Here is a 1001-nt window from a genome sequence, read left to right on the forward strand (position 1 = left end):
GCATCGTGAGATAATGCCTTGCGTTGCTGCTCAGCTAATTGTCCAGTGAGTTCACGGCAAGCATCGCTAAGAGTTCGACCTTGGCTTTCAGCCATTTGTTGAGCTAAACGTTTTGTTTCTTCGTCTACACGAAATTGAATTCTAGTATCCATGGTGAGCTCCTTTGTTGTGTGTACGAATGTTAGCACTGGTGTTGGGGTAGGGCAACTAACAAACGCCTCAAGAGGGACTGTCAACGCGTGGCGTTTCCAGTCCCAATGAGCCGCTGTGGTTGCAGTTGTTGTGTTTGAGTTTAGTTGTTATGCGTTGCCAGCCCCTTAGGCGGGCGTTAGCCCTCAGGAGGAAAAATGAAAATATCCATTATGGCAGCAGTTTCTGAGAATGGAGTAATTGGCTCTGGATTGGATATACCTTGGCATGTACAAGGTGAGCAGCTCCTGTTCAAAGCTATGACTTACAATCATTGGCTTTTAGTCGGTCGTAAAACTTTCGACTCAATGGGTAAACTTCCCAATAGGAAATATGCTGTGGTTACTCGCTCAGAAATGGTCTCGAATGATCCAGATGTTATTTATTTCACCAGCATTGAATCGGCATTATCTTACTTAGACAATACGACAACACATGTCTTTGTTTCTGGTGGTGGTGAAATTTACAAAGCATTAATCGAACAAGCAGATGTTATCCATCTTTCAGTGATTCATAAGCACATCTCTGGCGACGTGTTTTTCCCTTCAGTTCCACAGAGTTTCAAACAAACATTTGAGCAAAGTTTCAGTTCAAATATTGATTACACGTACCAAATTTGGGCAAAGGGCTAACAAACTGTTTAAGAGGGATTCACAACGCGTGGCATTTTTACTATGCGTTGGTTTTAGTGGTTAAGGTGGTATGCGGGAGCTTCGGTATTGCGTTGCTCACCCCTTAACAGGGCGTTAGAGCACTCCTAGTAAAGTAACATAGAGTTAACAAAATAATGTTAGATAAATTAGTTGGTAAGG

Annotated in this window: 1 protein-coding gene and 1 pseudogene; one reads left to right on the forward strand and one right to left on the reverse strand. The window is 42.8% G+C overall.

Features of this window, described 5'->3' with window-relative positions:
- Positions 1-188 (reverse strand): annotated as a pseudogene (locus R8N28_RS27380) (CopG family transcriptional regulator); the annotation flags it as partial.
- 159 nt (positions 189-347) lie between these two features.
- On the opposite strand from R8N28_RS27380, the gene dfrA31 reads away from it, so the two are divergent.
- Positions 348-821 (forward strand): trimethoprim-resistant dihydrofolate reductase DfrA31, encoded by a 474-nt coding sequence (gene dfrA31, locus R8N28_RS27385; protein ID WP_000703246.1) that lies wholly within the window; start codon positions 348-350, stop codon positions 819-821.
- The last annotated feature ends 180 nt before the right edge of the window (positions 822-1001 follow it).

It is taken from the genome of Vibrio sp. Vb1554, assembly GCF_033344235.1.

Bases quoted from the DNA above. Each gene is read 5' to 3' on its own strand.
- dfrA31 (WP_000703246.1), top strand. From the start codon at position 348: ATGAAAATATCCATTATGGCAGCAGTTTCTGAGAATGGAGTAATTGGC.